The organism is Paenibacillus sp. TAF43_2, assembly GCF_052113545.1.
In the GTDB taxonomy this organism is placed as follows: domain Bacteria; phylum Bacillota; class Bacilli; order Paenibacillales; family Paenibacillaceae; genus Pristimantibacillus.
Genome location: NZ_JBFRDK010000381.1, coordinates 1 through 1,246 on the forward strand (window position 1 = coordinate 1; position 1,246 = coordinate 1,246).

3 protein-coding genes are annotated in these 1,246 nt (G+C 46.5%); 1 reads left to right on the forward strand and 2 read right to left on the reverse strand.

Features of this window, described 5'->3' with window-relative positions; all coding sequences use genetic code 11:
* Positions 1 to 12 precede the first annotated feature (12 nt).
* A complete protein-coding gene (locus tag AB4Z17_RS33540) occupies positions 13 to 105 on the forward strand; it encodes an IS3 family transposase (RefSeq protein WP_441880815.1) in 93 nt (30 codons plus the stop codon).
* An 83-nt stretch (positions 106 to 188) separates the two neighbouring features.
* Here the strand turns inward: AB4Z17_RS33540 and AB4Z17_RS33545 are convergent, their stop codons facing one another.
* Both AB4Z17_RS33545 and AB4Z17_RS33550 read right to left on the reverse strand, forming a co-directional pair.
* Positions 189 to 611 (reverse strand): CBS domain-containing protein, encoded by a 423-nt coding sequence (locus AB4Z17_RS33545; protein ID WP_441909547.1) that lies wholly within the window; start codon positions 609 to 611, stop codon positions 189 to 191.
* An 89-nt stretch (positions 612 to 700) separates the two neighbouring features.
* The coding region (locus AB4Z17_RS33550) for a M20 metallopeptidase family protein (RefSeq protein ID WP_441964777.1) at positions 701 to 1,246 on the reverse strand (546 nt) is incomplete at its 5' end.

Genomic DNA, 1,246 nt, shown 5'->3' on the forward strand with positions numbered 1-1,246 from the left:
CTTGAACGGGACATTGAAGCCTACATCCACTTTTACAATAACGAACGATTACAGGCAAAACTAAACGGCCTCAGTCCAATGGAGTTTAGGACTAAGGCCGTTTAACAGGTTTTATTATTTGTATTGTCTACTTGACGGGGTGCAGTTCAAAGCGCGTTTAACAGCGCGCTCGGACAGCCTTATTTATATTAATGAACCGTTGGAGGGGATGCTGAATACTCTTGCTCCGAAATTGAGCTAAGCGCCTCCCCGGCTTCATCCGCAAATATATCTCGAACAGCAAGATCTCCGATTGCCAGTATTCCTACTAGCTCTCCATCATCCACAACCGGAAGTCTGCGTATCTGCTTAGATGCCATCAGCTCCGCTGCCTCATCGGGAGATGCGTCAGAAGTTATCGTAGCCACATCCGTACTCATTACCTCAGCAACTGCAGCTGAGCCAGGATGCTTCTCTGCATATCCTCTTACGACTATATCTCGATCAGTGACTACACCTATCAGCTTCCTGCCGTCTACAATTGGAATAAATCCAATATCATGTTCCTTCATTTTTACAGCAACCTCGTATACATTATCAACCAAAGTCGCTGTGACACAATCTGTCGACATAATTTGTTTTAACGTTTTCAGCTGAAATACCTCCTCGATTATAAGTTACGAGGTTTAGCATAACCTTTTTAGAACCTGAGCATCCGCTCTTACTCGGATGAAACAAATCCAGTCGCATATTCCTCAGCCATACCAATCAGAAGCCTGGCTGCCCGCTGCATCGCTCTCTCGTCAATGTCGAATTTAGGGTGATGATGCGCATACGTTGCACCGCAGCTCTCATTGCCAGCACCAACAAACATAAAGCAGCCTGGCACTTTTTCCAAGTAATAAGAAAAATCCTCTGCAACCGTAATGGCTTCCGAACGCACAACCGCGCTTTCACCGAACAGCGTTTCACCCACCTTGAAGAATCGCTCAGCCTCTTCATCATCGTTTACGACGGGTGGATAGCCAATCCTCATCTGGTAATCGAATTCAGCGCCATGCATTTGGCATATATGCGTAACAAGCGACTTGAGCCGGTCATGTATCATCATTCTCGTCTGTTCGTCAAACGAACGGACAGTTCCTTTTAGTCTGCAACGTTCCGCAATGACGTTATTGGTCGTACCTGCTTGGAAAGAACCGATAGTCACCACTGCCGGATGCAGCGGGTTCACATTGCGGCTTACAATGGATTGAACGGATTGCAC

What these genes read in the sequence shown, in the direction of transcription:
- AB4Z17_RS33545 (WP_441909547.1), bottom strand. Translation starts at nt 611, where the DNA reads ATGTCGACAGATTGTGTCACAGCGACTTTGGTTGATAATGTATACGAG.